The 25,986-nt window shown below is 72.0% G+C and carries 26 protein-coding genes and 1 pseudogene; 9 read left to right on the plus strand and 18 right to left on the minus strand.

What is annotated here, in order from left to right:
* Positions 1-71: 71 nt before the first annotated feature.
* Complete coding sequence (locus tag FV226_RS16270; protein WP_147763723.1) at positions 72-2,234, plus strand: TonB-dependent receptor; 2,163 nt, start codon at positions 72-74, stop codon at positions 2,232-2,234.
* Positions 2,235-2,270: 36 nt separating this feature from the next.
* Here FV226_RS16270 and FV226_RS16275 read toward each other — a convergent pair whose 3' ends face one another.
* Together FV226_RS16275 and FV226_RS16280 are read right to left on the minus strand one after the other, a co-directional pair.
* Complete coding sequence (locus FV226_RS16275) at positions 2,271-2,684, minus strand: hypothetical protein (RefSeq protein ID WP_187278776.1); 414 nt, start codon at positions 2,682-2,684, stop codon at positions 2,271-2,273.
* Positions 2,685-2,770: 86 nt separating this feature from the next.
* Complete coding sequence (locus FV226_RS16280; RefSeq protein ID WP_147763724.1) at positions 2,771-3,271, minus strand: peptide deformylase; 501 nt, start codon at positions 3,269-3,271, stop codon at positions 2,771-2,773.
* Between the two features lie 205 nt (positions 3,272-3,476).
* Here FV226_RS16280 and FV226_RS16285 point away from each other — a divergent pair, with 205 nt between their 5' ends.
* Together FV226_RS16285 and FV226_RS16290 are read left to right on the plus strand one after the other, a co-directional pair.
* Positions 3,477-3,890, plus strand: coding sequence for an EF-hand domain-containing protein (locus FV226_RS16285; RefSeq protein WP_147763725.1), 414 nt, complete (start codon positions 3,477-3,479; stop codon positions 3,888-3,890).
* Between the two features lie 195 nt (positions 3,891-4,085).
* Positions 4,086-4,427 carry a hypothetical protein gene (locus FV226_RS16290; protein ID WP_147763726.1) on the plus strand — a complete coding sequence of 114 codons (342 nt, stop codon included), beginning with the start codon at positions 4,086-4,088 and terminating at the stop codon, positions 4,425-4,427.
* Between the two features lie 98 nt (positions 4,428-4,525).
* Here FV226_RS16290 and FV226_RS16295 read toward each other — a convergent pair whose 3' ends face one another.
* Both FV226_RS16295 and FV226_RS16300 read right to left on the minus strand, forming a co-directional pair.
* Entirely contained in the window at positions 4,526-8,917 is a 4,392-nt protein-coding gene (locus tag FV226_RS16295; RefSeq protein ID WP_246691628.1) for a translocation/assembly module TamB domain-containing protein, read from the minus strand.
* Between the two features lie 143 nt (positions 8,918-9,060).
* A complete protein-coding gene (locus FV226_RS16300) occupies positions 9,061-10,986 on the minus strand; it encodes an autotransporter assembly complex family protein (RefSeq protein WP_246691629.1) in 1,926 nt (641 codons plus the stop codon).
* 573 nt (positions 10,987-11,559) lie between these two features.
* On the opposite strand from FV226_RS16300, the gene FV226_RS16305 reads away from it, so the two are divergent.
* From FV226_RS16305 to FV226_RS16315, 3 genes are all read left to right on the plus strand, one after another.
* Positions 11,560-11,769, plus strand: coding sequence for a cold-shock protein (locus FV226_RS16305; RefSeq protein ID WP_147752522.1), 210 nt, complete (start codon positions 11,560-11,562; stop codon positions 11,767-11,769).
* Positions 11,770-12,079: 310 nt separating this feature from the next.
* Positions 12,080-12,460: a DUF6481 family protein gene (locus FV226_RS16310; RefSeq protein WP_147763729.1), complete on the plus strand. Its 381-nt coding sequence runs from the start codon at positions 12,080-12,082 to the stop codon at positions 12,458-12,460.
* Between the two features lie 116 nt (positions 12,461-12,576).
* Positions 12,577-12,888: a hypothetical protein gene (locus FV226_RS16315; RefSeq protein WP_147763730.1), complete on the plus strand. Its 312-nt coding sequence runs from the start codon at positions 12,577-12,579 to the stop codon at positions 12,886-12,888.
* A 172-nt stretch (positions 12,889-13,060) separates the two neighbouring features.
* Here the strand turns inward: FV226_RS16315 and FV226_RS16320 are convergent, their stop codons facing one another.
* The 8 genes from FV226_RS16320 to FV226_RS28055 form a co-directional block, all read right to left on the minus strand.
* Positions 13,061-13,285, minus strand: a complete 225-nt coding sequence (locus tag FV226_RS16320) for a hypothetical protein (protein ID WP_147752519.1) — start codon at positions 13,283-13,285, stop codon at positions 13,061-13,063.
* Positions 13,286-13,456: 171 nt separating this feature from the next.
* On the minus strand, positions 13,457-14,137 hold the full coding sequence (locus FV226_RS16325; RefSeq protein ID WP_147763731.1) for an HAD family hydrolase: 681 nt from the start codon (positions 14,135-14,137) through the stop codon (positions 13,457-13,459).
* A 4-nt stretch (positions 14,138-14,141) separates the two neighbouring features.
* Positions 14,142-14,432, minus strand: coding sequence for a hypothetical protein (locus FV226_RS16330; RefSeq protein WP_147763732.1), 291 nt, complete (start codon positions 14,430-14,432; stop codon positions 14,142-14,144).
* Positions 14,433-14,550: 118 nt separating this feature from the next.
* Positions 14,551-15,885, minus strand: a complete 1,335-nt coding sequence (locus tag FV226_RS16335; protein ID WP_147763733.1) for an MFS transporter — start codon at positions 15,883-15,885, stop codon at positions 14,551-14,553.
* 222 nt (positions 15,886-16,107) lie between these two features.
* A complete protein-coding gene (locus FV226_RS16340) occupies positions 16,108-16,533 on the minus strand; it encodes a DUF2934 domain-containing protein (RefSeq protein WP_147763734.1) in 426 nt (141 codons plus the stop codon).
* A gap of 101 nt (positions 16,534-16,634) precedes the next feature.
* Positions 16,635-16,895 (minus strand): hypothetical protein, encoded by a 261-nt coding sequence (locus tag FV226_RS16345; protein WP_147763735.1) that lies wholly within the window; start codon positions 16,893-16,895, stop codon positions 16,635-16,637.
* A gap of 212 nt (positions 16,896-17,107) precedes the next feature.
* Entirely contained in the window at positions 17,108-17,512 is a 405-nt protein-coding gene (locus tag FV226_RS16350; protein ID WP_147727278.1) for a hypothetical protein, read from the minus strand.
* Positions 17,509-17,916 carry a hypothetical protein gene (locus FV226_RS28055; protein WP_187278777.1) on the minus strand — a complete coding sequence of 136 codons (408 nt, stop codon included), beginning with the start codon at positions 17,914-17,916 and terminating at the stop codon, positions 17,509-17,511. The genes FV226_RS16350 and FV226_RS28055 overlap by 4 nt, the downstream gene beginning before the upstream one ends.
* Positions 17,917-18,138: 222 nt before the next feature.
* Between FV226_RS28055 and FV226_RS28060 the strand changes: the two genes are divergently transcribed.
* Positions 18,139-18,276 (plus strand): hypothetical protein, encoded by a 138-nt coding sequence (locus FV226_RS28060; protein ID WP_187278778.1) that lies wholly within the window; start codon positions 18,139-18,141, stop codon positions 18,274-18,276.
* A gap of 12 nt (positions 18,277-18,288) precedes the next feature.
* Here the strand turns inward: FV226_RS28060 and FV226_RS16360 are convergent, their stop codons facing one another.
* From FV226_RS16360 to FV226_RS16390, 6 genes are all read right to left on the minus strand, one after another.
* Positions 18,289-19,638, minus strand: coding sequence for an MFS transporter (locus FV226_RS16360; protein WP_147763736.1), 1,350 nt, complete (start codon positions 19,636-19,638; stop codon positions 18,289-18,291).
* A gap of 187 nt (positions 19,639-19,825) precedes the next feature.
* Entirely contained in the window at positions 19,826-20,566 is a 741-nt protein-coding gene (locus FV226_RS16370; protein WP_147763737.1) for an NADPH-dependent F420 reductase, read from the minus strand.
* Positions 20,556-21,521, minus strand: a complete 966-nt coding sequence (locus FV226_RS16375; RefSeq protein WP_147763738.1) for an aldo/keto reductase — start codon at positions 21,519-21,521, stop codon at positions 20,556-20,558. Before FV226_RS16375 ends, FV226_RS16370 begins: the two co-directional genes overlap by 11 nt.
* A 110-nt stretch (positions 21,522-21,631) precedes the next feature.
* Entirely contained in the window at positions 21,632-21,970 is a 339-nt protein-coding gene (locus FV226_RS16380; protein ID WP_147754240.1) for a hypothetical protein, read from the minus strand.
* A gap of 65 nt (positions 21,971-22,035) precedes the next feature.
* Positions 22,036-22,482: a CHRD domain-containing protein gene (locus tag FV226_RS16385; protein WP_147763739.1), complete on the minus strand. Its 447-nt coding sequence runs from the start codon at positions 22,480-22,482 to the stop codon at positions 22,036-22,038.
* A 140-nt stretch (positions 22,483-22,622) separates the two neighbouring features.
* A complete protein-coding gene (locus tag FV226_RS16390; RefSeq protein ID WP_147754238.1) occupies positions 22,623-23,042 on the minus strand; it encodes a helix-turn-helix transcriptional regulator in 420 nt (139 codons plus the stop codon).
* 908 nt (positions 23,043-23,950) lie between these two features.
* On the opposite strand from FV226_RS16390, the gene FV226_RS16395 reads away from it, so the two are divergent.
* Together FV226_RS16395 and kdpA are read left to right on the plus strand one after the other, a co-directional pair.
* On the plus strand, positions 23,951-24,052 hold the full coding sequence (locus FV226_RS16395) for a K(+)-transporting ATPase subunit F (RefSeq protein WP_147754237.1): 102 nt from the start codon (positions 23,951-23,953) through the stop codon (positions 24,050-24,052).
* An 11-nt stretch (positions 24,053-24,063) separates the two neighbouring features.
* Positions 24,064-25,779 (plus strand): annotated as a pseudogene (gene kdpA / locus FV226_RS16400) (potassium-transporting ATPase subunit KdpA).
* Positions 25,780-25,986 lie beyond the last annotated feature (207 nt).

The following is a 25,986-nucleotide window of genomic DNA, read 5'->3' on the forward strand; positions in this document are numbered from 1 at the left end:
CCGTCGATCTCGTCTTGTTATGATGTTACATTCACGCAATGTAACATCATAACATGATCTGACGGGGCGTGATGCGAAGCGGGCAAGGGATACTCCAAGGGACGCTTCAAGAGACGGTCCAAGCGACACTGTTGGCGGCGCTTCTGGGCGTTGGCCTGCTGCCGGCGGCGGCGCGAGCGCAGGATGCGGTCGCCCTCTCCGAGCTCAGCGTCACCACGGCGAGCCCGATCCAGCCCGGTCCGAAGGCGCCGCCGGATGCGAGCCTGCCGGCCGGCATCCTGCCGGTGGCCGTCGACACCTTCTCGCCGGTGACGGTGGTGACGCGCGACCAGATCGCCCGCGAGCAGCCGCGCACCCTCGGCGACGCGCTGATGGACCGGCCCGGCATCTCGGCCTCGACCTACGCCCCGGGCGCGGCCAGCCGCCCGATCATCCGCGGCCTCGACAACAGCCGGGTGCGAATCCAGGAGAACGGCGTCGGCATCCAGGACGTCTCGGAACTCGGCGAGGACCACGGCGTGCCGATCAACCCGCTGGTCTCCGACCGGATCGAGGTGATCCGCGGGCCGGCGACCCTGCGCTACGGCAGCCAGGCGATCGGCGGCGTGGTCTCCTCCGAGAACAACCGCGTGCCGACCTTCATCCCGCCGCGGGGCTATGCCGGCCAGGTCACCACCGGGTATTCCAGCGTCGACAACGGCCGGCTCGTGGCCGGCACGGTCGACGCGGGCTCGGAGAACGTCGCGGTCCACGCCGACGGCTTCAGGACCGGGGCCGACAGCTACGACACGCCCGCCGGCCTCCAGGCGAACTCCGCCAACCGCTCGCAGGGCGGCGCGGTCGGCATCTCGGCGATCGGCGACCGCGGCTTCGTCGGGATCTCGTTCAGCCACTACGACGCGCTCTATCAGATCCCAGGCGGCGAGGCGGCCGACAGCCGCACGCGCCTGAACCCGAACCAGGACCGGGTGCTGGCCCGCGGCGAGTATCGGCCGCTCGAAGGACCGTTCGAGGTGATCCGGTTCTGGGCCGGCGGCTCGGTCTACAAGCACCAGGAGATCGGCCTCGGCGAGGACGGCCTCGACGGGGTGCAGGCGACCTTCAAGAACCGCGAGGCCGAGGGCCGCGTCGAGCTGCAGCACGTGCCGGTCTTCACCGCCCTCGGCACGCTGACCGGCGCGCTCGGCCTCCAGGCCGGGCGGCGCGAGATCGGGACCTCGGGCGAGGCGGGCACCCTGCTGGCGCCGACCGATTCCCGGTCGAACGCCGCCTACCTGTTCGAGCAGCTCGACGTCGGCCACGGCCTGCGCTTCCAGGCAGCCGGGCGGATCGAGGGCGACCGCTCCACCGGCACGGCGACGCAGTTCCCGGGAGACTACCTGCCGGTGGCGGGCGAGGACCCGCTGGCCTTCGGCCGCCGCCGCCGGTTCGCGCCCAAGAGCCTCAGCTTCGGCGCCCTGCAGGACCTGCCCTACGGCTTCGTCGCGAGCCTGAACGGGTCCTACGTCGAGCGCGCGCCCACCGCCTTCGAGCTGTACTCGCGGGGGGCGCACGACGCGACCGCGACCTTCGAGATCGGCGATCCCGACCTCAGGAAGGAGCGGGCGCGCACCGTCGAGGCCAGCATCCGCCGGGCGGAAGGGCCGCTGCGCCTCGACGCGACGGGCTACGTCACCCGCTACACCGGCTTCATCTACAAGCGCGAGACCGGCACGCGCTGCGGCGACGCCTTCGCCTCCTGCGGCTCGGACGACGACCTGCAGCAGATCGTCTATTCGCAGCGCAACGCCACCTTCTCCGGCGCCGAAATCGGCGCGCAGCTCGACCTGATCCCGGTGGGCGACGGCTGGGCCGGCCTCGACGCGCAGTACGACTTCGTCCGCGCCCAGTTCGACGACGGCACCTACGTGCCGCGGATCTCGCCCCACCGGGTCGGCGGAGGCGCGTTCGTGCGGGCGGACGGGTGGTACGCCCGCGTGTTCCTGTTGCACGCCTTCGCCCACACCGAGGTCGCGCCGCTGGAGACGACGACGCCGGGCTTCGACGACCTGCGCGCCGAGGTGAGCTACACCCGGCCCCTCAACCCGGCCGTCTACGGCGCCAGCGCGGTGACGCTGGGCGTCGCCGGCCGCAACCTCCTCGATGACCGCATCCGCAACTCCGCGTCGTTCAAGAAGGACGAGATCCTGCTCGCGGGCCGCAACGTCCGGGTGTTCCTGACCGCACGGTTCTGATCTCGGGGACGCAAGCGACCTCCGCCCGGCGACGCCTCAGCGCCGGGGCCTGTCGGGGGAGGCCGGCTTCGGCTTGGGCGCCGGCAGGTCCACGGCGCCGGCCGTCGTCCACTGGCACACCGCGGTGCCCTGCAGGGCGAGGCAATCGTACTGCGTGCCGCCGAGCGCGACGTGGTCGGCCAACGCCGCGACCCGGTCTCGCGGGTACGCCGTGCAGCCGAGGTGCTCGGCCTTGGCGTCGGCCAGGCGCGCGAGGGCGGCGGCCTCGTCGGGCGCCTCCCGCCGCAGGAGGCGGTAGTTCGCCAGGGACGGGCAGGCGATCACCGGCGCGGCGACCGGCCCCTGCACCGGGGCCGTGGCCTTGGCCGGCCTGGCCGGAGCCTGGGCTCGGGCAGGCCCGTACACGGCGAGCCAGGACAGGGACGTGGCGAGCAGGATCGCGAGACGCATCCCTCTTCCTAAGCGCAGCCCGGCAGCGCGCCAAGGCCACGAGCGCCGCACGGCTCGGGGACCGGGGCGTCGTGACCGGCGCGGATTCAGGCCTGCGCCCGCAGCTTGGCGAAGCGCTTCACCGCCCGTTCCCGGCGCAGGCGCGAGAGCCGCACGATCCAGAACACGCCTTCGAGCTGGTCGATCTCGTGCTGGAGGCAGGCGGCCCGGAACCCGTCCGCCGCCTCCTCGTGCTCGACCCCGTCGAGGTCGCGGAACCGCACGCGGATCGTGGCCGCCCGCTCGACCGGCTCGGACACGCCTGGCATCGAGACGCTGCCCTCCCGGGCGGTGGCGCGCTCGGGCGAGCGCTCGACGATCTCCGGGTTGACGTAGACCGTGGCCGCGCCGCCGGGCTCCGGGCGCAGCACGACGAGGCGCCGCCGCACCCCGAGATGGGCGGCGGTCAACCCGGCCGCCGCGGCCGCATCGAGGGCCTCCGTCACGTCGCGGGCGAGGTCGCGCAGGTCGGCGTCGAAGGCCGCGACCGGCTCCGACGGCAGGTCGAGGCGCGGGTCGGGATAGAGGATCAGCGGACGGGCGGCCATCGGGTCGGGATCTCGCGGCTCGGGGGGACGGGCAATTCGGACGGGATACCGCAACGCCGCGGGGAATGCCGCGTTGGGCTCCCGTCCGCACCGCCGTCCCCGCAGGCTCGCGGGGCAACCTCAGCGATGAGATCGAAAAAGCGCTTGTGCGGTGCAAGAGGCATGCGTAGGGATTTCGCGCAACACGTTTCGGGAGAATTCGGCAATGACCCTTCGTCTTTCCAACAGCTTCGCCGCCCTCGTCTTGGCCACCGCCACCCTGGCCGCCCCGGTCGCGTTCGCCAAGCCGATGAGCGGCGCGCAGGCCGTCAAGATGATCGACACCGACAACGACGGCACCGTCGACATGAAGGAGATCGAGGCCACCGCCTCGGCGACCTTCGATCGCCTCGAGAAGGATTCCGACGGCACCCTCGACAAGAAGGAGCTGAAGGGGCGCCTGAGCGCCGCCGGCCTGAAGCAGGCCGACCCGGACATGGACGGCACGGTCGACAAGAAGGAATACCTCGCCGCCGTCGCCGACCGCTTCAAGGCCGCCGACCCGGACGGCGACGGCACCCTCGACGCCAAGGAGCTGAAGTCCCCCGCCGGCAAGGCCCTGCTGACGCTGATCAAGTAAGTCGCCCGGCGCGACCCTGCGGGGTCGCGAAGCTGACGGTCCCGGCGAGCCGCCCCGGAAACGGGTGCGGCTCGTTCGCGTTCGGACGGCGCTCACGCCGCGCGATGGGCCGTGCGAGTCGCGCGGCATGCGAATCCTGTTGACGAATATCAACCACAGGATGCAATCTGCCGTCGTTGTGGGGGCAGGTACAGCATGAGCATCGATCACCCGAAGGTCGCGGTCCAGCCTTCGCTCGTCGCCGAGATGCGCGAGATCATCGAGGAGACCCGCAAGACGGTCGAGGCCTCGCAGGCGGTCCTCGATCGCTGCGCGACTTCGGTCGCGGAGGCGCCGGCGCCCGAGGCGATCGACCCGGCGGCCGAACGGGTCGGCCTGCTCGAAGGCATCGCCGACGGCCTGATCGTCGCCCACGAATATGCCAAGCTCGACGACGACGCGGCGACGCTCGCCCTGGTCGAGAAGGCGATGCTGCATGTCGGCCGCCGCCTCGCCCAGGCGATCGGCCCGAAGAAGGCCGGCATCGCCTGCCACTAGGGCATCTTCAAGCGAGGCGAATGCCGGCTCGCGTGAGGACGATGCGACCTCGCAGCCGTTGAGAGCATCGTCCGACGAGGCGCCAGCGTGGCCCGGCGTCAGTACTCCCATTCCGCGCCGACGCCGACGCTGGTGCGGCCGTCGCTGCCGGCCTCGCCCTGGATCTTCACCCGGCGCGTCACGTCGTAGTCGATGGTGGCGCCGGTGTCGGCGGGCTTCGCGCCGGCCTTGATGCCGACGCTGAGGCGGTCGCTGAGGTAGCGCGAGGCGCCGAGGGCCGGGCCGCCGCTGGTCCCGGTCGAGACGTCGAGGCTGTCGAGGCCGAGGCCCTTGCGCGCCGCCTCGAACACGTCGACGCCCCCTGCCCCGCCGGAGAGCTGCGACACGGCCTGCGCCAGCTGCAGCGCCTGGAACGGCGACAGGCTGCCCGACGCCTTCTTGAACAGCAGCCGCGACAGCACCTCGTCCTGCGGCAGGCTCGGGTCCGAGGAGATCGCGAAGACCGGGCTGTCGGCCGGGCCCGAGACCGCGATGCGGGCGGTGATGTCGGTGGCCTTGGTCTCGGCGATGAAGTCGAGGTCGGGCGCCGCGATCGCGCCGCCGAAGGTCACGCGGCCGCGGGTGAAGTCGAGGCGCTGCCCGATCACCGCGAGGCGCCCGCGCCGAAGCTCGAACGCGCCGTTGGCGGTCGGGTCGCGCGAGGTGCCGGTCACGCGCAAGCTCCCGCCGAGTTCGGCGTCGATGCCGCGCCCGCGCACGAAGATGCGGTTCGGGGCCGACACCGCCACGTCGAGGGTGGCGTCGAACGGCACGGCGGGCTTGCCGCGGCGCGGGCCGCGCTTGCCGACGGCGGCCACCTGCGCGCCGCGCGCGGCCTTGGCGTCGAGCCGGGCGCGGATGTCCGGCGGGGTGTTGATCCGGCGGATGCCCGGCAGCGGCTGCACCGTGGCGGGCAGCCGGTCGGGCACCGACACGTCGATCGAGACCACGTCGACGCGCCCGGCGATCCGCGGCGTGCGCGCCAGCGGGCCGGAAAGCGCGAGGTTCAGGCTCGCGACCGCCGTCATCAGCGGGCTCGAGATCAGCTCGGCGCGTTCGCCCGCGATGCGGATCGTGCCGGGAAAGCCGGCCTGCGGCTCGAGCGCCACGCGGCCGTCGGCCCGGAGCTGGCCGCCGTTGCGGGTCGCCAGGGTGAGGCGTTCGAGGACGATCGTGTCGCCGCGCCCCGTGGCGCGGCCCTCGATGTTGGTGAGCCGGATGCCGTTGAGCGGGTCGGCGAAGCTGCCGCCCACGAGCGTCGCGCTGCCCTCCGCCCGCGGCGCGGCCAGCGTCCCGGCCACGCCCGCGTCGATCGTCACGCGGCCTGCGACGCGCTGGCCGCCGACGCTGAGCAGGCTGTTGGCCAAGGCGGCGTCGAGCGTTCCACGCGCCTTCACCGCGAGCTCGCCGCCGGCCCCCGCGGGCAGCGAGCCGGACAGGGTCATCGCGACGCCGGGGCCGGCGGTGATGCGCCCGTCGAGCCCAATCCGGCCGTCGCCGAGGTTGCCCGAGGCCCGGGCCTCGATCGGTGGCAGGCCGGCCTTGCGGGTTTCCGGCGTGACGAGGCGGGCGACCGTCAGGGCGTAGTGCCCCTGTGGACGGTCGGCGGGCCCGCGGATCGCGGCCTCGCCGTCGAGGGTGCCGGCGAGCGTCAGGCCGGGCGAGGCGATGCGTGCGAGCGCCAGCGGCAGGGCGCGGATGCCGACCGTCAGGTCGTTGTCGCGCCCCGCCCGGCCTGCCACCGTGACCCGGCCCGTGCCGGCGGCGATGGTCAGGCCCTCGATCCGGGCGCCGTTCCCGTCGAGGGTAACAGTCGCGGGGCCGGCCAGCGCCAGCCGGTCGGCGCCGCGTGCGGCGGAGAAGCGGATCAGGTCGATGCGCGTCGCCTTGTCCGCGCCGTCGCCGGGGCCGACGCGGGCGGCGCCGTCGAGGTCGAAGCCGCGGGCGCGCGCCTTGAGCGCGAGGTCGGTCGCAGCAGGGGAGCCCGTCGCAGTCAGGCGCACCGTGTCGAGGGTCTGGTCGGCCGCGACGAGCCGGTCGGCCTCGACGCGCCCATCGATCCGCGGAGCGCCGCGCAGCTCCCGTCCCAGCAGCTCCCATCCCAGCAGGTCCTGCCCCTTCAGGTCCGCGTCGAGCCGGGCGAGGCCGACCGCGCCGGCCTGCAGCCGTTCGCCGGTCGCGCGGATCGTCGCGTCCTGGCGGCCGCCCGCGCGCGACAGGGCGATGTCGGCGTCGAGGCGGCCGGCGAGACGGGTCAGCGCCAGCGGCGTGAGGTCGTCGAGGTCGCCGGCCTTGAGCTGGACCGCGCCCTCCGTCAGCCAGGTCGCGGCGTTGAGGGCGGCGTTCCCGGCGAGGCTCACCGAGCCGAGGCCGAGGCCGAGCCGGTCGACGCGCCAGTCGGCCCCTGCGCGCGCGAGGTGCGCGCCGCCCTGGAGCGGCTTGCCGCCGACGGTGCCGCCGACGGCGACCGTGCCGTCGAGGGCGCCGGTCAGGTCCTTGAGGGTCGCCTCGATCCGCAGCGCCCGCACGGGGCGGCCCATGGCGCTGGCCTGGTCCGCGCTGATCAGGGCGAACAGGTCGGGCCGTTCGAGGCTGCCGGAGAGCGTGCCGGAGAGGCCCGCCCGCCCGGAGAGGTGCTCGTCGAGGGCGGACAGGTCCTTCAGGTCGACGTCGAGCCGGGCGTCGGCGACCCGGGCGGTGGCACGGCCGTCGAGGCGGCCGACGACGGCGGCGCCCTCGAGCTTGGCGGCGTCGAAGGCGTAGCCGTCGTAGACCTGCGACAGGCGCCCGGTGACGCGCGGCTCGGTTCCGAGCAGCCGGTCGAGCACGGGGCGGCCGAGCGACAGCGCCTCGGTGCGCAGGTCGAGGTCGGCGGTGACGGCCTTGCGCGCCGGATCGCCGTCGAGCTTGGCCGTGCCGGACATCCGCCCGGCGAGCGGCCGGCCGGCGAGGTCCGAGAAGGCGGTAAGGTCGGACAGGACGGCCTCGACCGTGCCGGTGAGGGTGTTGCGGCCGACGCGGCCGGCATAGTCCGCTCGCATCGTCGGCGCCTCGACGTGCAGGCGCGAGACCGCGACCACGTTGTCGGGCTCCAGGGTGCCGCGGAAGTCGAAGGCGGCCTTAGTGCCGAGCGCCCGCCGCAGGGCGGGGTCGGGCAGCGTCAGCCCCTCGACCCGGGCGTCGGCGCTCAGGGCGAAGCGGTCGGCCGCTTCGGGCTCGGCCGAGAGCCGGGCCTCGACGAGGTCCAGGGCGCTGTCGCGGGTGCGCAGGCCGGCGGCCTTCAGGCTGCCCGCCACGCGGGGCCGGGCGAGCGGCCCCTTCAGGCTTCCGTCGAAGACCAAGGTCTTGAGCTCGCTCTCGGCGGCCCGGGTCACCCCGCCCTCGGTCGGCACGGCGCGGGCCTGGAGGGTGAAGTCGGCGTTGCGCGCCGCGTCGAGGGTGCCGCGCGCGTCGAGGCGGGCGGTGCGGGACGCCAGTTCGAGCCGGTCGATCCGCAGGGCGCCGCCGTCGGAGAAGCCGAGCGCTCCGTCGAGCTTGGTCGTGCCCGAGAACACCGCGGCGGCGGGGCCGGGCAGCAGCCCCTCGATGCGCGCGGCGAGGTCGAGGGCGAGCCGCCGCTCGGACCCGACCCGCGTGATCCGGGCACCGCCCTGCGCGCCGATGGTTTCGCCGGCGGAGAAATCGAGGCGGGCGTTCCAGGCGTCCAGCGTCCCGCGCCCGTCGAGGTCGAGGTCGACCGGCGGGGCGCCGGGCATGTTCAGGCCCTTGGAGAGCAGGCCGCCGGCCGGCTCGTTCAGGGTCGCCTTCACCTCCAGGCGCTCGCCCTGCGGCACGAACAGCAGCTTGAGGCCGAACCGGCCGCCGGCATCCTGCCGCTGCACCGCGGCGTCGAGGTCGAGCCCTTCGGACGGCGCGCCGAGCTTCGCCCGGCCCTTGGCCGAGAGCCGCGCCGGCTGGCCGGCGATGCCTTCGCCGAGCACGAGGTCGGCCAGGGAGAAGTTCTTGATCTCGACCTTGACCGGAAGGTCCGGCAGCAGGGTTCCGTCGGGCTCCGGCGTCGCGACGACGGCGGCGGGCACCGGGCGCCGCAGCACGTCGAGCCTGCCGACCTCGAGGGTGTCGACCTCGAGCCGGCCGGACAGGAGCGCGAGGCGCCGCCAGACGATGCGCGCCCGGTCCAGCTTGAGCCAGACCCCGTCGCGGTCGCTGATCGCCACGTCGCGGATGACGGCGTCGGACGACAGCGCGCCGTCGACCGCGCCGATGGCGACGCGCGACGACGGGGTCGAGAGCGCCCGCGAGAGCAGGCCGCCGAGCACGGTCTTCTCGGCCTCGTCCGCGGCGTGGGTGACGGCTGCGGGAGCGGAAAGCCCGACGACGAGGAGCGAGGCGGCGAGCGCGACGCGCGTTCCGCCCTGCCCCGCGGGACGGCGGATCCCTGCACGGCGCAACGCCGCCGGACCGAGCGCGGGCTCCCTCTCCCGGGCGGGAGAGGGTCGGGGTGAGGGATGAGAAGTGTCCGGAGCGGTCACGCCCCTCACCCCAGCCCCCTCCCCCTGGGAGAAGGCGCCGCGTCGCGTGTCCCAGATTCCCATCAGAACGACTGCCCGAGGCTGATGTAGAGCGCGACCGGGCGCTCGTGGTTGCCCTTGATCCGGTCGAGCGGGAGGGCGACGTCGACGCGGATCGGGCCGATGCCGGTGTAGTAGCGAAGCCCGAGGCCCACCGCGGTGCGGATGCGTTCGTCGAAGTCGGGGAGCGAGCCGGCGAACGCGGTGCCGGCATCGAAGAACGGCACCACGCCGATCGTGTCGGTGATCTTGATCCGGGCCTCGAACGAGGCTTCCAGCAGGCTCCGGCCGCCGACCGGCAGGTTGAACGGCCCGCGCGGCCCGAGCGTGCGATAGGGGAAGCCGCGCACCGAGCCGCCGCCGCCGGCGAAGAACCGGATGTTGGCCGGGATGTCCTCCAGGCTGGCGCCGGAGATCGAGCCGAAGCCGAGGCGGCCGGCGAGGATGTAGCGCGCCTCGTCGTCCAGCGCGTAGTAGGTCGAGCCCTGCGCCTTGGCGACGAAGATCGACGGATCGGAGCCGAGGAAGCCGGCATAGGGCGTCGCCGAGGCGGTGAGCCGGACGCCCTTGGTCGGGTCGAGCAGGTTGTCGGTGGAATCGTAGGACACCGAGACCGGGATGCCGACCAGGCGGTAGTCGACCTTGCCCAGCGCGTCCTGGGCGCGGCCCGCCTGCCCCTCGACGCCGACCTGCGCGTAGAACGTGTCCGAGAAGCGGTGGCGGACGCCGAGCGTCCCGCCGGCGGCGTCGGCGACGTAGCTCTGCTGCGCCTCGCGGCCGGCGAAGAGGTTGGCGATCAGGTCGTTGCGGGTGCCCCAGAGCGCCGGCTTGACGAAGGTGGCCGACAAGCGCCCGCCGAGCCCGTTCGACTCGATGCCGGCGAGCTTGCGCTGCGTCGCGTAGAGGTCGTTGCCGAGGTAGAACAGGTCGGCGTCGAGGCGGATGGTCTCGCCGCCGCCGAACAGGTTGCGGTTGGCGTAGGTCGCCCGGATGCCGGGGCCGTCGACGGTGGAGTAGCGCGCCGAGACGCCGATCAGGTTGCGGTCGCGCTCGGTCACGTCGACGAAGATCGGCAGGTTGCCCTGCCCGTCCAGCGCCTCGCCCTCGCGCACCCGCACCGAGCCGAGGCCTTCGACCTTCACCAGCGCCCGCCGCATGTCGGAGAGCGCCTTGGGCGAATACGGGTCGCCCGGCTCCGCGTAGATGAAGGAGCGCACCACCGCCGGGTCGATGTCCTTCGTGCCGCGCACGGCGACCGCGCCGAGGCCGGCGCGCGGGCCGGGGTCGACGGTGAAGGTCACGTCCATGACGTGGGCGGCGTCGTCCACGACGGGATCGCGCGACACCACCTTGGCGAAGGGGTGGCCGCGCTCGCGGAAGCGGTCGACGATCTTCGCCTCGCGGGCGAGCACCAGGCTGGAGCGCGCCGGGGTGTCGTCGTCGATCCGGGTGAAGCGCGGCGGCAGCACGTCTTCGGGGAAGGCCTGCCCCTGCGGATCGCGGACAGTGACGGTGCGGAGCGTGTAGAGCGGCCCGGCATCGACCGCGATGCGGACCGGGACCAGGGCGCGGGCGCGCTCGGATTCCGCGGCGCGGGCGGCGGCGATCAGCGAGGCCTCGCCGCCGAGCACCACCTCCTCGATCCGCACGGTGACGCGGCCGGCATAGTAGCCGTAGCCGGAGAGCGCGTCGGGCAGGCGCCGGATGTCGGCCTCGGCGCGGCGCACCAACCCCTCCCCGTCCGGCGGCGGCTCGCGGCGCAGGCGGTGCAGGGTCGAGGTGTCCTCCAGCGTCTTCTCCAGGTCCGAATCGTCGGTGCCCTGGATCTTGAGCGCGTAGGGCAGCGCCGCGGCGCTCGGGGCAAGGGGCTCCTCCTCGGAGCCGAACAGCCCGAACAGGTCGAAGGCCGCGGCCGGCGCGGCGGACAGCGACAGGCCGGCGGCGACGATGGAGCTGAGGACGGCGCCGGCCCGAGCGCCGTCGCGCGTGCCGTTCCGAACGCGCGGTCGGTCCCGGCTGCGTCGCGTCACGCCCGGCGGCCGGCCGTGCGCTGCAGGTTCGCGGCGTGCGAACGATCCGTCGCGATCATTTCGAAGTCCCCCCGTTGCCGCGATGCCGATCATGCCACGGCAGGCCTTAAGGAAGGCCGCCGCCGGTCCCCCCGCCCGAGCCGGATCCGGGGTCGATCGGGCGCGGGGTCGATCGCCAGGACCCCATCGCGCACGCGATCGAACCTATCTGCCCGGGCCGGCTGCGGCAACCTTCCGCGGGCGCCGCGACGGTCGGCGCCACCGTTGGCCGCACTCTTGTCAGACGCCCGGGCGCGACCTACCTCTGCGACTGCGTCGATGCTTGCCGGCCGCCGCCGGGTTGCTCCGCCCGCTGTCCCTTTAGCCTCTTGCAAGGGCGTCGCTTCGACTGACATTCCATCTCGACATCCATACTGCTTCGCCCATCCCCACGCGTGGACAGCCGCTCGGGCCGGCGGGGTCAACACATCTGATACGACGGAGGTAGGCGCCATGAGCACGGGCACCGTGAAGTGGTTCAACGAGACCAAGGGTTACGGCTTCATCCAGCCGGATGACGGCGGCAAGGACGTGTTCGTCCACATCTCGGCGGTCGAGCGCGCCGGCATGCGCAACCTGATCGAGGGCCAGAAGCTCTCCTACGAGATCGAGAACGACAAGCGCACCGGCAAGCAGTCGGCCGGGAACCTCCAGGCTGCCTGATCCGACGGACGACGCCTCCGGACTTGAAGTCCGGGGGCGTCGATCTAGTCACCTGCCGTCACGGCGCTGCGGCATTTCCGCATCCGTGGCTGGATTTGGGTGGCGCGACGACGATTTCCGCGCTTCGTCACGATTTCCCGATGACGTCCAGGTTGCATGCCGGCAAGCGCTCGGTCATTGGCTTTTTCGATCCGCCGCAGGGCGGAAGACGCTTTGCTACAGGGCCCGTTCCCCCGGCCCCGTCCCACGGATTGATCCGGCGCGGACGCTCCCGAAACCCCGAAGTGAGACACCGTACGAGAAAGGTCAGATGAGCGCATTCGACTATCGCAATTTCGACGACCGCCGTCAGCATTCCGCAGCCGCCAAGGCTGCCCTGCTCGCCAAGTTCAAGGCGCGCCCCCCGGCCGACGACCCCGAGATGATCGCCAAGGCCAAGGCCCGCGCCGAGCTCGTCCAGGCCCGCGAAACCCGCACCCGTGAGCGCGAGGCCGCCCGCATCGCCGCCGAGAAGCAGGCCGCGGAAGAGAAGCGCGCCCGCGAGGAGGCCGAGCTTTCCGCTCAGATCGCCCGCGAGGCCGCCGAGGCCGCCGCGCTGCAGGAGCGCAAAGCCTACGAGCTCGCTGCGAAGAAGGAACTTCGCGATGCCCGCTACGCCGCCCGCAAGGCCAAAGTGAAGACCAAGCGCTGAATCCCGGACGCGCCAGCGCATCCGGCCGCCACACGACGCCGTCCGCTAGCCGCGGACGGCGTTGCCGTTTTCAGAGGAGGGCAAGCCGCCCTGTCCGTGGATGCCGAAGGAAAATCATGATCGCGCGGGACGTCCGACATCGTGCGCGCTGGGCCGCGATCTGCTTCACCGTCCTGCTCGTGACGCCGGCGCACGCGGAGCCTGACGACCGGATCGCCGCCTGCGACACGCTCGTCTCGCTGCGCCTCCTCACGACGGCCAATCCCGATCGCGCGGCCGCCCTCGCCGCGGCCGCCGGCCGGCCCGGATGCAAGGCAGTCTCCCGCGCGGACGTCGGGGCGGTCGAGCATCGCGCGATGATCGGTGGCGCGCCGTTCGAATGCCTCGCCGTGAAAGGCGAGTCGGCCTGCCTCTGGGTCCAGCCTTAGCGACCAGACATTCGGATGGTCTAAGCCACGGCTCGCCGTGGCGGCGAGCGCATCGGGGGCTCGGGCCGAACCGCCGATCCGGCTTCGAGGACGCCGCCGGCCTGCGCCGGTCGAAGCCGATGACTTCAACACGCAAGCATCGCCGTCGCCGTCGCCGACGCGATTCCGGGCGTCAGGCGCTCAGCGGCGCGCCGATGCGGGCGCGGAGCTGGAGCCGCAGGTTCTCGTTGGCCAGGTTCTCGTGGGCGTTGCCCTCGGCGTCGAGGGCCGACATCAGGCGGAGGAGTTGGCTGATCGGCGTGGCGCGGCTCTGGACCGCCTCCGCGATCCGCTCGTGGAGGGGCCTGTCGATGCAGGGGATCCAGGTCTGTACGCTGGTCTCGGCCGTCTGTTGCATGATCCGCCCCGTCCTCAGAAGGATCCCAGGAAGTTCCGGCGGGGTGGCTACGCCTTTCGCGCCGCCGGCGCCAGCCTTATCGCGCGCTGTCCGTAGCCGGCGCGAGACTGCGTCGCATCCCGGCCACACGCATGCCAGGAATGCGGGGACAAGAGTGGGCAAGCTGGCGAATCACCCGTCGCCGAGCTTGCGTTTCGCCAGGGGCGAGGCCTCGAAATCCGCGAGCAGGTGCTCCGGGCTGCGGTAGATCGCGATGCAGCCGGCGGCCCGCAGGTCGGCCTCGGGGAAGCCGCCGCACAGGAGCCCGATCGTGGCGAGCCCGGCCTTGCCGGCGGCCTGCGCGTCGTAGGGCGTGTCGCCCAAAACCACGATCTCGCTGCGATCGACATCGTCGAGCCGCTTCAGCGCCGCCTGAAAGATGTCCGGATGGGGCTTCGAGCGCTCGGCGTCGTCCGAGCTGGTGGCCGCGTCGACGAGGTCCTCGATGCCGAGCACCTTCTGGTAGTGCTCGACCTCGCTACGCTTGCCCGAGGAGGCCAGCGCGATGGTCGTGCCGTCGGCGCAAAGCCGCTCGAACAGGGCGCGCACCCCCGGAAACGGCTTCACCCGGTCGCGGTAGTCCCGCTTGAACAGGTCGGAGCGGTAGGCCTCGATCGTCTCGCCCTGGTCGCGAAGCTGCGCCTCCGACAGGAAGACCGGCATCAGCTCGTCGCCGCCCTTGCCGATCTGGCTGCGGACCTCGGCGAAGTCGGTCTCCACGCCGAAGTGGCGGAAGGCCTCGACCCAGGCTTCCGCGTGGAGGTCGACGCTGTCGAGCAGCGTCCCGTCGATGTCGAAGATCGCGGCTTTCATCGGATCAGCGCGGGATCGGGACGAGGCGCAAGCCGTCGTCGGGCAGCAGGTTGCGGGTGGGGCCTCCGGTCTGCTGGCCGCGGCCCTGCTGATAGTAGGGCAGCTCCGGCCGCCGGTCGTTGTCGCCGCCGGAATCGTAGGCCCAGGCCGGCTGCCAGGGCGCGCGCCCGCCGACTGTGATCGGCACGGTCTCACCGAGGGGACCCGCCGCCGGACGGTCGCGGTAGACCTGCGCCTGCGCGGCGGCCGGGACGGCGAGCAGGGCGAGGAGAAGGCCGGCTGTGCGGAGTGTCATCGGATCCTCGTGACGGAACGGGCGGCGCGCGCGCGGCGCGCTCGCGCCTTCACCGGCAAATGCGTCTCGTCGGACAACGGCACAGCTTCGCCCCCGTTCCACGCCGCGTGTCGGAGCCTCAGCCCGCCGGCGCGTCGGTGCGCGGGTGGACGCGCCAGACGTAGACGCACAGGATCGCCACCGGCACGCCGAGCAGCGCCGTGCCGACGAAGAACCAGGCGAAGCCGACATCCTCGATGATGAAGCCGGAGGCGCCGGCGAGCAGGCTGCCGGGGAGCGCACAGAGCGAGGTGAGCAGCGCGTACTGGCTCGCTGCGTGCTCGCTCGAGGCCAGCGACGACATGTAGGTGATCAGCACGATCGAGGCGAAGGCGTAGGCGAAGCTATCGATGCTGACGGCGGCGGCGAAGGTCCAGAACGCCCCGCCCCCGTCGCCGCCGTGGATCGCGAGGTAGGCGAGCGCGAGGTGCGAGGCCGAGCCGAACACGGTGCCGGCGACGAGGCTCGCCAGGATGCCGATCCGCGGCACCACGAAGCTCGCCAGGAACGTGCCGGCGAGCGCGATGCCGAAGCCGAACAGCTTGGTCACCGTGGCGATGTCGGTGTTGGAGTAGTGCAGGCTCTTGAACAGCGGCATCGCCATCGCGCTCGACACGTAGCCGGGCATGCGGAAGCCCGCGACCATCACGAGGATCGGCACCGCCATCGGCCCGAGCCGCGTGATCAGCTCGCGGATCGGCGCGATCACGGTCTCGACGAAGCCGGCGCGGGCTTGGGAATTGGCATGGGCGGCGTTCCGATCGGATTCCGGCTCCGGCGCCATCAGAGCCGCGATCATGCCAGGCGCCATCAGCACGGCCATGCACAGGTAGGCGGCGCGCCAGCCGTAGGCGTCGGAGAGGTAGAGCGCGCCGGCGCCGGCCGCGAGGTTGCCGACCCGCCAGCCGACCTCGGCGAAGGACGACATCAGCGCCTGCCGCTCGGCCGGCGCCACGGTGATGCGCCAGCCGTCGATCACCACGTCCTGCGTCGCGCCGGCGAATCCCAGCGCCAGCGAGAACACCACCGTCCAGGCGAGCCAATGCGCCGGGTCGCCGAAGGCGATGCCGGAAAGCGTCAGCGCCACGCCGGCTTGCGTGGCGACGATCCAGCCGCGCCGCCGGCCGAGCCAGCGCCCGAGGATGGGGGCGTCGTAGCGATCGAGGAACGGGGCCCAGAGGAACTTGAACTTGTAGGCCAGCGTCAGCTCGCTCAGCAGCCCGAGGATGCCGATCGGCACCTTGGCCTCCGCGAGCCAGGCCGACTGCGTGACGTAGACCAGCAGGAACGGAATCCCGGAGCTGAAGCCGAGCCCGAGCATCGCTGCGATGCGCCGGTCGGCGAGGTGGCTCAGAAAGGACAGCTTGGCGGATCCGGGCGCGGCGGCCCCGCTCCCGGCGACGGCGTCTGGCATGCGGACCAAAACCCTGCTCTCGGAAAGACGCGAACCCGTCCCGCGCGGCCGAAGCACCTGGTATCCCGCATCCGACGCCGTCCGAGAAGGGCGAGGACGGCGACAAGAGCCCTTCGAACGACAAGTGCCCTTCGAACGACAAGGGCCCTTCGAACGGCGAGAGCCCGCCCCTCGGGCGAGGGACGGGCTCTTGCGGTCGACGTCGAAGGGCCGTGCGGCGCCTCAGTGCAGGCTGGCGCCCGTGGCGGCGCGGGCGGATTTCGGCTTGGCGGCGAGGCCGGCGCCGGCGAGCGCCTTCGGAGCCTTGGGGGCCGCCGTCTTGGAAGCGGGGGTCTTGAAAGCGGGGGTCTTGGGGGCTGACGTCTTGGAGGCCGAAGCCTTGGCAGATATTGTCTTGGCAACCGGCTTGGCGGCGACCTCGGCGGGCTTCGCGACGGCCTTGGCGCGGCTGGCGCGGGGCTTGAGGGTCTTGGCCGGGCTCGGCGCCAGGCCGGTCGCGGCGACGGCCTCGATCGTCAGGATCGGCGCCGGCGCGGCGACCTCGGCCTCGGCGCGCAGCCAATGGGCGTCCGCGCGGCCGTGCACGCGGCCCTCGTCTTCCCAGATGTAGTAGGCGCGCTCGCGCACCCGGTGCTCGATGACATCCATGTCCGTCTCCCGTTGCTGTCCCTGGGAAACGATGAAAGCCGGTGGTTAAGGTGCGGTTAACGGGTTGCTGCGGTGCGAAACCGCCCTCCCCCGCAGAAGGATCAGCCCTTCGACAGCCGGCGCGCGTTCGCGCGGACCTTGCGCCGATAACCGGCGATGACCTTCGCGGTCGAGGCGCCAGAGGCCACCATCAGCGCTGCCTCGCCCGCCGCCACCACCTTCTCGGTGACCATGCGCTGCGCCTCGGCCCGGCCCACGGCGCCGCCCGCGGCGATCTTGATCAGCCGCATGCCGATCACCTGCTGGGATTCGAACGCCAGCATCGTGGCGTCCATCCCGAGCTTGTACCAGGAACCGAACATGCGTTGACACTCCAGGCGCTCAGCGCTCGACAAGCGACCCCGGCCGCCGGAGGTTCCCCCGCCCGGCCGCCGCGTCGCATTCAAGATTTTCGGAGGGAAGGGCGACTTATACCGAACCTCGGTGAGCCCGACTCATCGAGGTTCGGCCCCCGCGACTGCGGGGCGGCGGGCGTCCGCCGGACCTCATGGGTTCTGACCCATGAGACTTGGCATTAGTCGAAGCTGCGGCCCTTGGCGGCCGAGCCGCCGAGGCTGATCTTCTTCGCAGGCCCCCCGAGGCTGACCTTCTTCGGCTTCGGCGCGCCGGCCTCGACCACCGGGACGGGCGCGGGCGCGGGCTTGAGGTGCGCCTGCCCATGGATCACCGAGCCGACCTCGCCCGCGACCCGGATCAGGTCCTCGCGCTCGCAGGCGCGGGCCACCTTCAGGCCGAGCTGGTGCATGTGGCTCTTGCCGTAGAGGTAGGCCGCGAGCTGCGCCCGCTTGAGGGGCGCGATCCCGGCGACGATCTCGGGGAAGTCGTACTCGTCGGCCCGGTAGACCTCGCCGAGCAGTTCCAGGGAGACCGGGCAGGCGGCATCGGGCTCGGCGCCGCTGGTCGGATGGGCTTGGGTCATGGATCACCTCGGGTCGATGTCGGGTCCCCGGCGAGGCCGGCGACCGCGTCGGGGGATGGGTCGGCCGGAGCGGGCGCGGTCCGCGCACCCTCCAGCGGGGCGGCGGGCCGCGGCCGCTCCGGCCGCAGGGGCGTCGGCGCGGGCGGGCGGCCGAGGCAGCCGGTGCAGACCGACGCGATGGCGATGTTCGCGCGGACCGTGCTGCGCTCCCACACCGCTTCGCGCGCCGCCCGGGCCGCCGCGACCGCCGCGTCGGCTCCGCCGGAGCCGATCGCGGGCGGGGGCGCGTCCGCGGGACGGATGCGCAGGAAGAGCGGTTCCTGCGCCGAGGCCGGCGCGCCCGCAAGGGGAAAACTCGCAAAGGCCAGGACCGGAGCGAGGCACAGGGCGGACCAGCAGCGCATGCCTTCGCTCGTCTCCCTTCGGCCGGGCCGCGTCCGATGCTCCATCGAAGCGCCAGGGTTAATGCGAGCTTAACGGTTGCGGCGGCGGACAGATCCCGTCGCGGCGGACCGGACCCGCACCTGCCCTGCGCTTCGGGGTCGCCGGAGATCGGGCGGGCCCGGCATTAACCTTTCGTTAACCGTCCGGCGCCCAGCCTGGACGTCGATTCGGAGGGCGGTTCCATGACGATCCTCGGGTTAGTCGAATGGCTCGGCCACGGCGTCGCCGCGGCGCTCGCCGGGTGGGCGGCGATCGGGCTTGCAGGCCGAACGGGGGCGCCGGCCCTGCGACCGGTCCGGGTCCGCGCCCGCCGCTGCTAGGTCCCTTCGCCGTCAGATCCCTTCGGCGTAGCCCGGCGCGTCCCCTGTCCCCGCGTCGCGGTGGCGCCGCTCCTGCGCCCGTCCGAGCCACAGGCTGTTGACGAGCCAGGCCGCCGAGAGCGGCACCGCCACCACCGAGACCGCCGCCGCGCCGAACCCGAGGGCACCCAGGCCGGCATAAGACCACGCCCCGGCCTGGTCGCCGAGGCGGTAGACCACGGTGTCGATGAAGCTCTTGGCCTTGTAGCGGTCTTCTCGCGGCACAACCGTGAACAGCACCTCGCGGATCGGCCGGCTGATCGCGAAGTTGCCCGCCCGCCGCAGCACCTGGAAGCCGACGATCGCCGCGATCGACGGCGCCAGCGCCAGCAGGCCGAAGCCGAGGATGCTCAGCGCCGGCAGGATCGCCAGCGTCAGCCCGACGCCGATCCGCCGCACGATCCGCCCCGTCAGGAAGAACTGCACCCCGAGGGTCAGCACGTTCACGGCGAGGTCGACGCCGGCGAAGAACGCCGTCTGCGCCGCGCGGTCGGGGAAGCTCGCCTTGGCGATCGCCGCCTGCTGGAAATACAGGTAGGTCGAGGTGACCGAGAACAGCAGCAGGAACAGGGAGATGTTGAGCAGGTAGGGCGAGGCCAGCGTCCGGGTCACGCCGGCGAACACGCTGCCGCCGATCACCTGACCGGTCCCCTGTTCGGGGCCGCCCGACGGCGCCTGCCGCAGGCGCTCGGAGAGACGGGCGAGCCCGCGCATGCTGAACACCGCGCATTCGAGCAGCACCACCGCGCCGAGCATCAGGCCCCAGGTCGGCACCGCCTTGGCGAGCAGGGCGGTCGTCGCCGATCCGGCGATGGCGCCCAGCGTCGCGCCGGCCGCGATGAAGCCGAACAGGCGCTTGCCCTGGCTCGTCGAGAACACGTCGACGATGGTCGCCCAGAAGATCGACACCACGAACAGGTTGAAGATCGACAGCCAGACGAAGAACACCCGTCCGATCCACACCTCCCAGTCCGGCGGCGCGAGGTAGAGGGCCAGGGCGAAGAGCAGGATGTTGCTGGCGAAGAAGCGGTAGGTCAGCGGCACGAAGCGCGCGCGCGGCATGCGCTTGACCAGCCACGCGAAGGGCAGGTTCAGCGCCAGCATCCCGACGAGCGTCGCCGTGAACAGCCACGGCAGGTTCTCGATGCCGCCGGCCACGCCCATCTGGTCGCGGATCGGCCGCAGCACGTAGTAGGCGGCCAGGATCGAGAAGATGTAGGCCCAGGACCAAGCCAGCGCCGGCCCCTCCCCGGGCCGGGCGCCGACCAGGCGCGCGAAGGCGTTCGAAGGCGCAGCCTCGGTCGGCATCGCGGCGTGACTCATCGCGTGAACCCGTTGCCAGAGCCGGTTCCGACGCGCCCTTCCCCCTCTGCGGGGGAGGGCGGCCCCTGCGTCAGCAGGGGTCGGGAGAGGGGAGCGCCGTATCCTGACAGCGCGCTCCCCTCTCCCGACCCACTGCATGGGCCACCCTCTCCCGCAGAGGGGAGAGGGAGTTGCCCATTGGCCCTCGTCACTGCGTCAGCCCGAGGGTCTTGCGCAGGTCCGGCGCGGTCTGCTCGTGGCCGAAGCCGGGCGAGCCCATGGCGAACTTGCTCGCGTCCTTCAGGCCGCCGACCAAAACCGGGTCGAAGCCGGCGTCGCGCACCAGGCCCTCGGCGACCTTGACCGCGCCCGCGTCATCGCCGGCGATCGGGATCGCCATGCGCCCGCCCGCCCGGTCCTTGCCGCCGTTCGCGCCTTCCTTGGCGAAGACCTTGTAGTTGGCCGCGTTGAACGCCCGGACGAGCTTGGCGCCGGGGAAGTACTTCTCCGAGGTCGCGCCGATGCCGTTGGCCTGGACCTCGTCGTAGAGCTCGCCGTCGCGCGCCTTGGTGGCGTTGCCGGCATCGAGCACGACCTTGCCCTTGAGGGCGGCGGCGTAGGACTTCGAGAGTTCCGGATAGGCCTTGTACGGCACCGCCACGAACACCGCGTCGCCGAAGGCGATCGCCTCCTCGGGCGTGCCGGCCTTGGCCTTGTCGCCCAGGGCTTCGATCATGGGTTTCAGGGTCTCGGGATGGCGGGAGGAGAACATCACCTCGTGCCCGTCCTTGACCCAGAGGGTCCCGATCGTGCCGCCGATGTTGCCCGAGCCGATCACGCCGATCCGAATTTTTTTGGATGTCTCCTGTGCCATCGCCGGAAACGCGAGGCATGCGAGGCCGGCCATGAGCGCGGCGCGACGGGAAAGTCCGAAAAGGTCAGAGCGCATCGATGAAGGCCTCCATCTGTTTCCGCTCGGCCGCGTCGGGCAGGCGCCCGCGGGCCGCGGCGAGGTTGTCCTCGACGTAGGCGACCTTCGCCATGCCGGGGATCGGGCAGGTCACGGCCGGGTGGCCGAGGACGTATTTCAGGAAGAATTGCGGCCAGGTCTCGCAGCCGAAGGCCTTGGCGAAGTCCGGCACCGCCTTGCCCTGGACCGCCTTGAACAGGCGGTCGCGCCCGAACGGAACGTTGACCATCACCGCCTGGCCCCGGTCGGCGGCGAGCGGCAGGATGCGCTCGGCCGCCTCGCGGTTGTCGATCGCGTAGTTGACCTGGATCGCGTCGAGGGTCTCGTTGCGCATCACGCGCTCCAGCCCGTCGAACTGCCCGTCCCGCCAGACGGTGACGCCGAGGTAGCGGATCCGCTTCTCCGCCTTCAGGTCGCGCAGCACCGCGAGGTTCTCGGTGGCGTCGATCAGGTTGTGCACGGCCACGAGGTCGATCCGCGCGACCTTCATCCGCGCCAGCGAACGCTCGAACTCGGCGCGCGTGGCCTCGCGGCCGGTGGTGTCGACCTTGCTCGCCAGGAACACCTTGTCGCGCAAGGCGCCGTCCGGGAGGATCAACCCGAGCACGTCCTCCGCCGTGCCGTAGCTCGGGGCGGTGTCGATCACCGATCCGCCGAGCGCCACGAAGCGCTCGACCGCCGCGCGCAGCGGTGCGATGGCCTCGGCCGTGGGCGCCACCTCGTAGCGGCGCGAGGTGCCGATGCCGACGACCGGCAGCATTTCGCCCGTCGACGGGATCGGACGGCGGATCAGCGTCTCCTCCGCCGACGCGCCCCGGGTCAGGGGCATCAGGGCGGCGGCGGCGATCAGCGCGCGGCGGGACAGGCCGCCGGGTACTGGGGACGCTGCAAGGGGCGCTACGAGGGGCGCTACGAGGGGCGCTGTGAGAGGCATCGCGGGAGACTCCGTGGCGCGTGACGTATCCAGGCTCACCTAGGGCAACCGTGGGTACGCGTCGGTCTTTTCTCGATCGTGACCCGCGCGGGGGTCGGAGGACCGCTCGATCAATCCTCTTCCGGCGGATCCTCGAATTCCGCGCCCTCGGTGTCGGGGGCGATGCGGAACCGGTACTCGTCGATGGCGAGGAACGCCCGGTGCACCGCCTGCGGGTCGAGGCCGTCGCGTACCACCAAGGTTTGGAAGTCGATGAACAGGCGTGCGATCCGCGCCTCCCCCGTCAGAGCCTGGAGGGCCGAGGAGCCGGCCCCGCCGCGCATCATGAAGCGCTTGGCCGCGCCCTCCGCGTCCGGGGCCGGCAGCACCGCGACCTGGCCGGCGGTGTCCGGGCGCAGCTCCGCCCAGCGTGCCGGCGTCCAGGCGATGATGGCGTCCGATTGCTTCACAGCGCGAGCCTCCGCAGGCCGTCCCCGGCGAGCGGCCTACAGAATGCGCGCGCCGGGGAAAAGGCCTACGGCGCCCGCACCACCTGCCCGCGGATCTCGCCCTTCGGGTTCGCCGCGGTGTGGAGGTTGAAGTAGATCTTGCCCGCGGCGAGGTCGGCCGCCTTGGCGTCGTCGAGGGTGGCCGAGCCCTCGAACGGGCTGGCGGAGGCGGTCACCGGGACCAGTACGCCGGCATTGGCCCCGGCCTCGGCGGGACCGTGGAAGTGGGCGGCCGTCACCGGGCCGGTCAGACCGCTGTAGCTGCCCTTCCAGGTCAGCGTCTTGCCGGCGGGATCGTAGGTCGCCGAGACCTCGCCGGTGCCCTTGCTCTCGGTGGCGGGCACTTCCGAGCCCGCCGTCAGCGCAGCCTTGTAGGTCTGGCCCTCGGCCGCCGAAGCCGTGGCGACGGTGGCGGACAACGCGAAGGCGGAGAGCGCCAGTGCGGCCAGGCCGCTGCGGATGTCGTGGATCATCGGATCCTCCCTGATGGCAAGCCGGGTCCGGGTTGCAGGGCGGTAGATAGGCGCGGCGGCGCGCGCGCCGATCACGTTGTCGCGCGCGACCGACCGATGACCGCGCGACCGCTCCGAGACGCCGCCCGTCGGAGTAGCCGTCAGGAGGCGGCGGCGTCCGGTGTGCCGGCCCGTGCGATCCGGGCGGCGGACTTCACCATCGCCAGCACGTCGCGGCGCATCTGCAGGTCGGAGATCGCCGAATAGGCCTTCAGCAGCTCCGCTGCGCCGGCGATGCCGAGGAAAGGCAGGCTCGCGGACTCGTCGACGGAACGCGACTCGCCGGATTCGCCCTCGAAGAAGGTCGAGACCGGCACGCCGAGATGGTCGGCGATCGTCTGAAGGCGGCCGGCGCCGACGCGGTTGCGGCCCTTCTCGTACTTCTGGACCTGCTGGAAGCTTACGCCCAGGGCTTGGCCGAGGGCGGTCTGGCTGATCCCGCGGGCGGCACGAAGAACCGCGATGCGGCTGCCGACGGTGTGGTCGGCATCGGTGGGCTTCTTCTGTTCCGCGGTCGACATCGTGTTCGTCTCACTCGGGTTCGTGCCGCCGAGCGGGATGCCCGGGCGTGTAGAAGTGACCAAGCGCTCTCGAAAGACAATCTTGAGATGCGCTAAAGTCACGGTACGATTGTACCCCGTCCTTGCGGCGCAGCCACGCACTTTTCGAATGGGCGGTATGTCGCACGAGGGGGCAACGGTCGAGAATGAAACTGCGGTGCCATGGCGTGAAGCCCGCAGCCCGCGGAAAACGTACCTAAAGTATATCGATTGATTCGGGCAACACCGCTCTTCGCCCCGCTCCCAGGCTTCGACCCGGTCCATCGACGCCCGACGCGGCCTTTCCGCGACGGCAGCAATGCTCGACCGTGACGATATCGGCCGAAACGGCCGCATGCCGACGGCGCTCGAACCTGCGAAGCCGGGTGTTGCGGCGCCGGATTATCATTCTTTGTCAAAGCTTTAATCGTTGTCGGCCCGCTGCCACAGCCATCGTGGCCGGTCGTCCCGTCGGGACTTCGCCCCGCACCGGACATTGCGTCTCTACGGCGCGTTCTCAGTATTCGTCTCCCTGACCGCAATTCAGGAGTCCGAGGCGACCGATTCGGGATCGCGCTGTGCGCGGACCTGCGAACGGGTTTGCACGGTCGCGCCCGAAGAGCCGGCCCGATCCTGATGGGATCCTTATGGAATCGGGGCCGGCCGCCTCTCGCATTCCTACGGCGCGTCCGCCCAATCTGACGACCACGGCACGCACGACGCCGGGCGGATCGGTCGAAGCGGACCGGTCGGCCCGCGCCGGCGTCGCCGCCCCCCGTCGTTGCGGACGCTTTCCATGCTCGACCTCGCCTTCCTCGCAGGCGCCCTCGCCTTCTTCGCCATCGCTGCCGGCTATGCCGGCCTGTGCGCGCGCCTCTGAGGAGATCGCCATGCCTGCGACCCTGCCCCTCGACCTGTTCCTCGGCGCCCTCGTGACGGTCGGCCTGCTGGCCTACCTCACCTACGCCCTCGTCCGCCCCGAGCGGTTCTGAAGGACCGACCCATGACCGTGAACGGCTGGATCCAGATCGCGCTCTTCTGCGCGGTCGTGCTGGCGCTCGTGCGCCCCCTCGGCGGCTACATGGCCCGCGTCTTCTCGGGCGAGCGGACCCTGCTCTCGCCCGTGCTCGAACCGGTCGAGCGCGGGCTCTATCGCCTCGCCGGCATCGACCGGACCCACGAGCAGCACTGGCTCGCCTACGCTACGGCGATGCTCGTCTTCCACGCGGCCGGCTTCGTGCTGCTCTACGCCCTGCTGCGGCTCCAGGCGGTGCTGCCCCTGAACCCGGACGGGCAGGGCGCCGTGGCACCGGACCTCGCCTTCAACACCGCGGCGAGCTTTACCACCAACACCAACTGGCAGTCCTACGGCGGCGAGACGACGCTGTCATACCTGTCGCAGATGCTGGGGCTGACCCATCAGAACTTCCTGTCGGCCGCGACCGGCATCGCTCTGGCCGTCGCCCTCTTCCGGGGTTTTTCGCGAGCCTCGATGCGGACCGTCGGCTCGTTCTGGGTCGACCTCACCCGCGGCACCCTCTACCTGCTGCTGCCGCTCTGCGTCGTGTTCACGCTGTTCCTGGTCTGGCAGGGCATCCCGTAGACCCTTGGCGGCGCGGTCGCGACGACGACCCTGGAGGGCGCGTCCCAGACCATCGCGGTCGGGCCGGTGGCCAGCCAGGTCGCGATCAAGATGCTCGGCACCAACGGCGGCGGCTTCTTCAACGCCAACGCCGCCCACCCGCTCGAGAACCCGACCGCGCTGTCGAACTTCGCGCAGATGGTCTCGATCTTCGCGATCGGCGCGGCGCTCACCAACCTGTTCGGCCGCAGCGTCGGCAGCGAGCGCCAGGGCTGGGCGCTCCTTGCCGCGATGGCGGTGCTGTTCCTGGCCGGGATCGCGATCACCTACGGCGCCGAATCCGCCGGAAGCCCGGTGCTGAACGCGCTGGGCCTGCCCGGCGGCAACATGGAGGGCAAGGAGGTCCGGTTCGGGATCGTGGCCTCGGCGCTGTTTGCCGTCGTCACCACCGCCGCCTCCTGCGGCGCGGTCAACGCCATGCACGACTCGTTCACCGCCCTCGGCGGCATGATCCCGCTGATCAACATGGAGCTCGGCGAGATCGTCGTCGGCGGCGTCGGCGCCGGGCTCTACGGCATGCTGGTCTTCGTCATCGTCACGATCTTCGTCGCCGGGCTGATGGTCGGGCGCACGCCGGAATACCTCGGCAAGAAGATCGAGGCGCGCGAGGTGAAGATGGCGATGCTCGCCATCCTCTGCCTGCCGCTGATGATGCTGGGCGGCACCGCGCTGGCCACCGTGGTCGCCGCGGGGCTCGCCGGCCCCGCCAACGCCGGCCCGCACGGCTTCTCCGAGATCCTCTACGCGTTCACGTCGGCGGCCGCCAACAACGGCTCGGCCTTCGGTGGGCTCGCAGCGAACACGACCTTCTACAACACCACCCTGGCGGCCGGCATGCTGGTCGGGCGGTTCTTCGTGATCGTCCCGGCGCTGGCCATCGCCGGCGCGCTCGCCGCCAAGAAGACGGTGCCGGCCTCGTCCGGCACCTTCCCCACCGACGGCGGCCTGTTCGTCGGGCTGCTGGTCGGCGTGATCCTCATCGTCGGCGGCCTGACCTTCTTCCCGGCCCTGGCGCTCGGGCCGATCGTCGAGCACCTCGCCGGCGGCCTCGGCCAGACCTTCGCCGCAGGAGGCTAGGCCATCCGTAACGCCCTCCCCCAAGCCGTCGCTCGACCCTCGCCGCGACGCAGGCGGGGCACGCAGCGCCCGCGCCCGGCCGTCGCCGGGCGCCGCCCCCCGGTCCGCGTCTCCGACCTGATCCTGGCGATGCTGAGCCTCACCCTCCTCGGCGCCCTCGGCCTGATGGCCGGCGCCGCCCTCCTCGGCCGCGCGCTAGGCCACTAA

It is taken from the genome of Methylobacterium sp. WL12 (genome assembly GCF_008039475.1).
In the GTDB taxonomy this organism is placed as follows: Bacteria; Pseudomonadota; Alphaproteobacteria; order Rhizobiales; family Beijerinckiaceae; genus Methylobacterium; species Methylobacterium cerastii.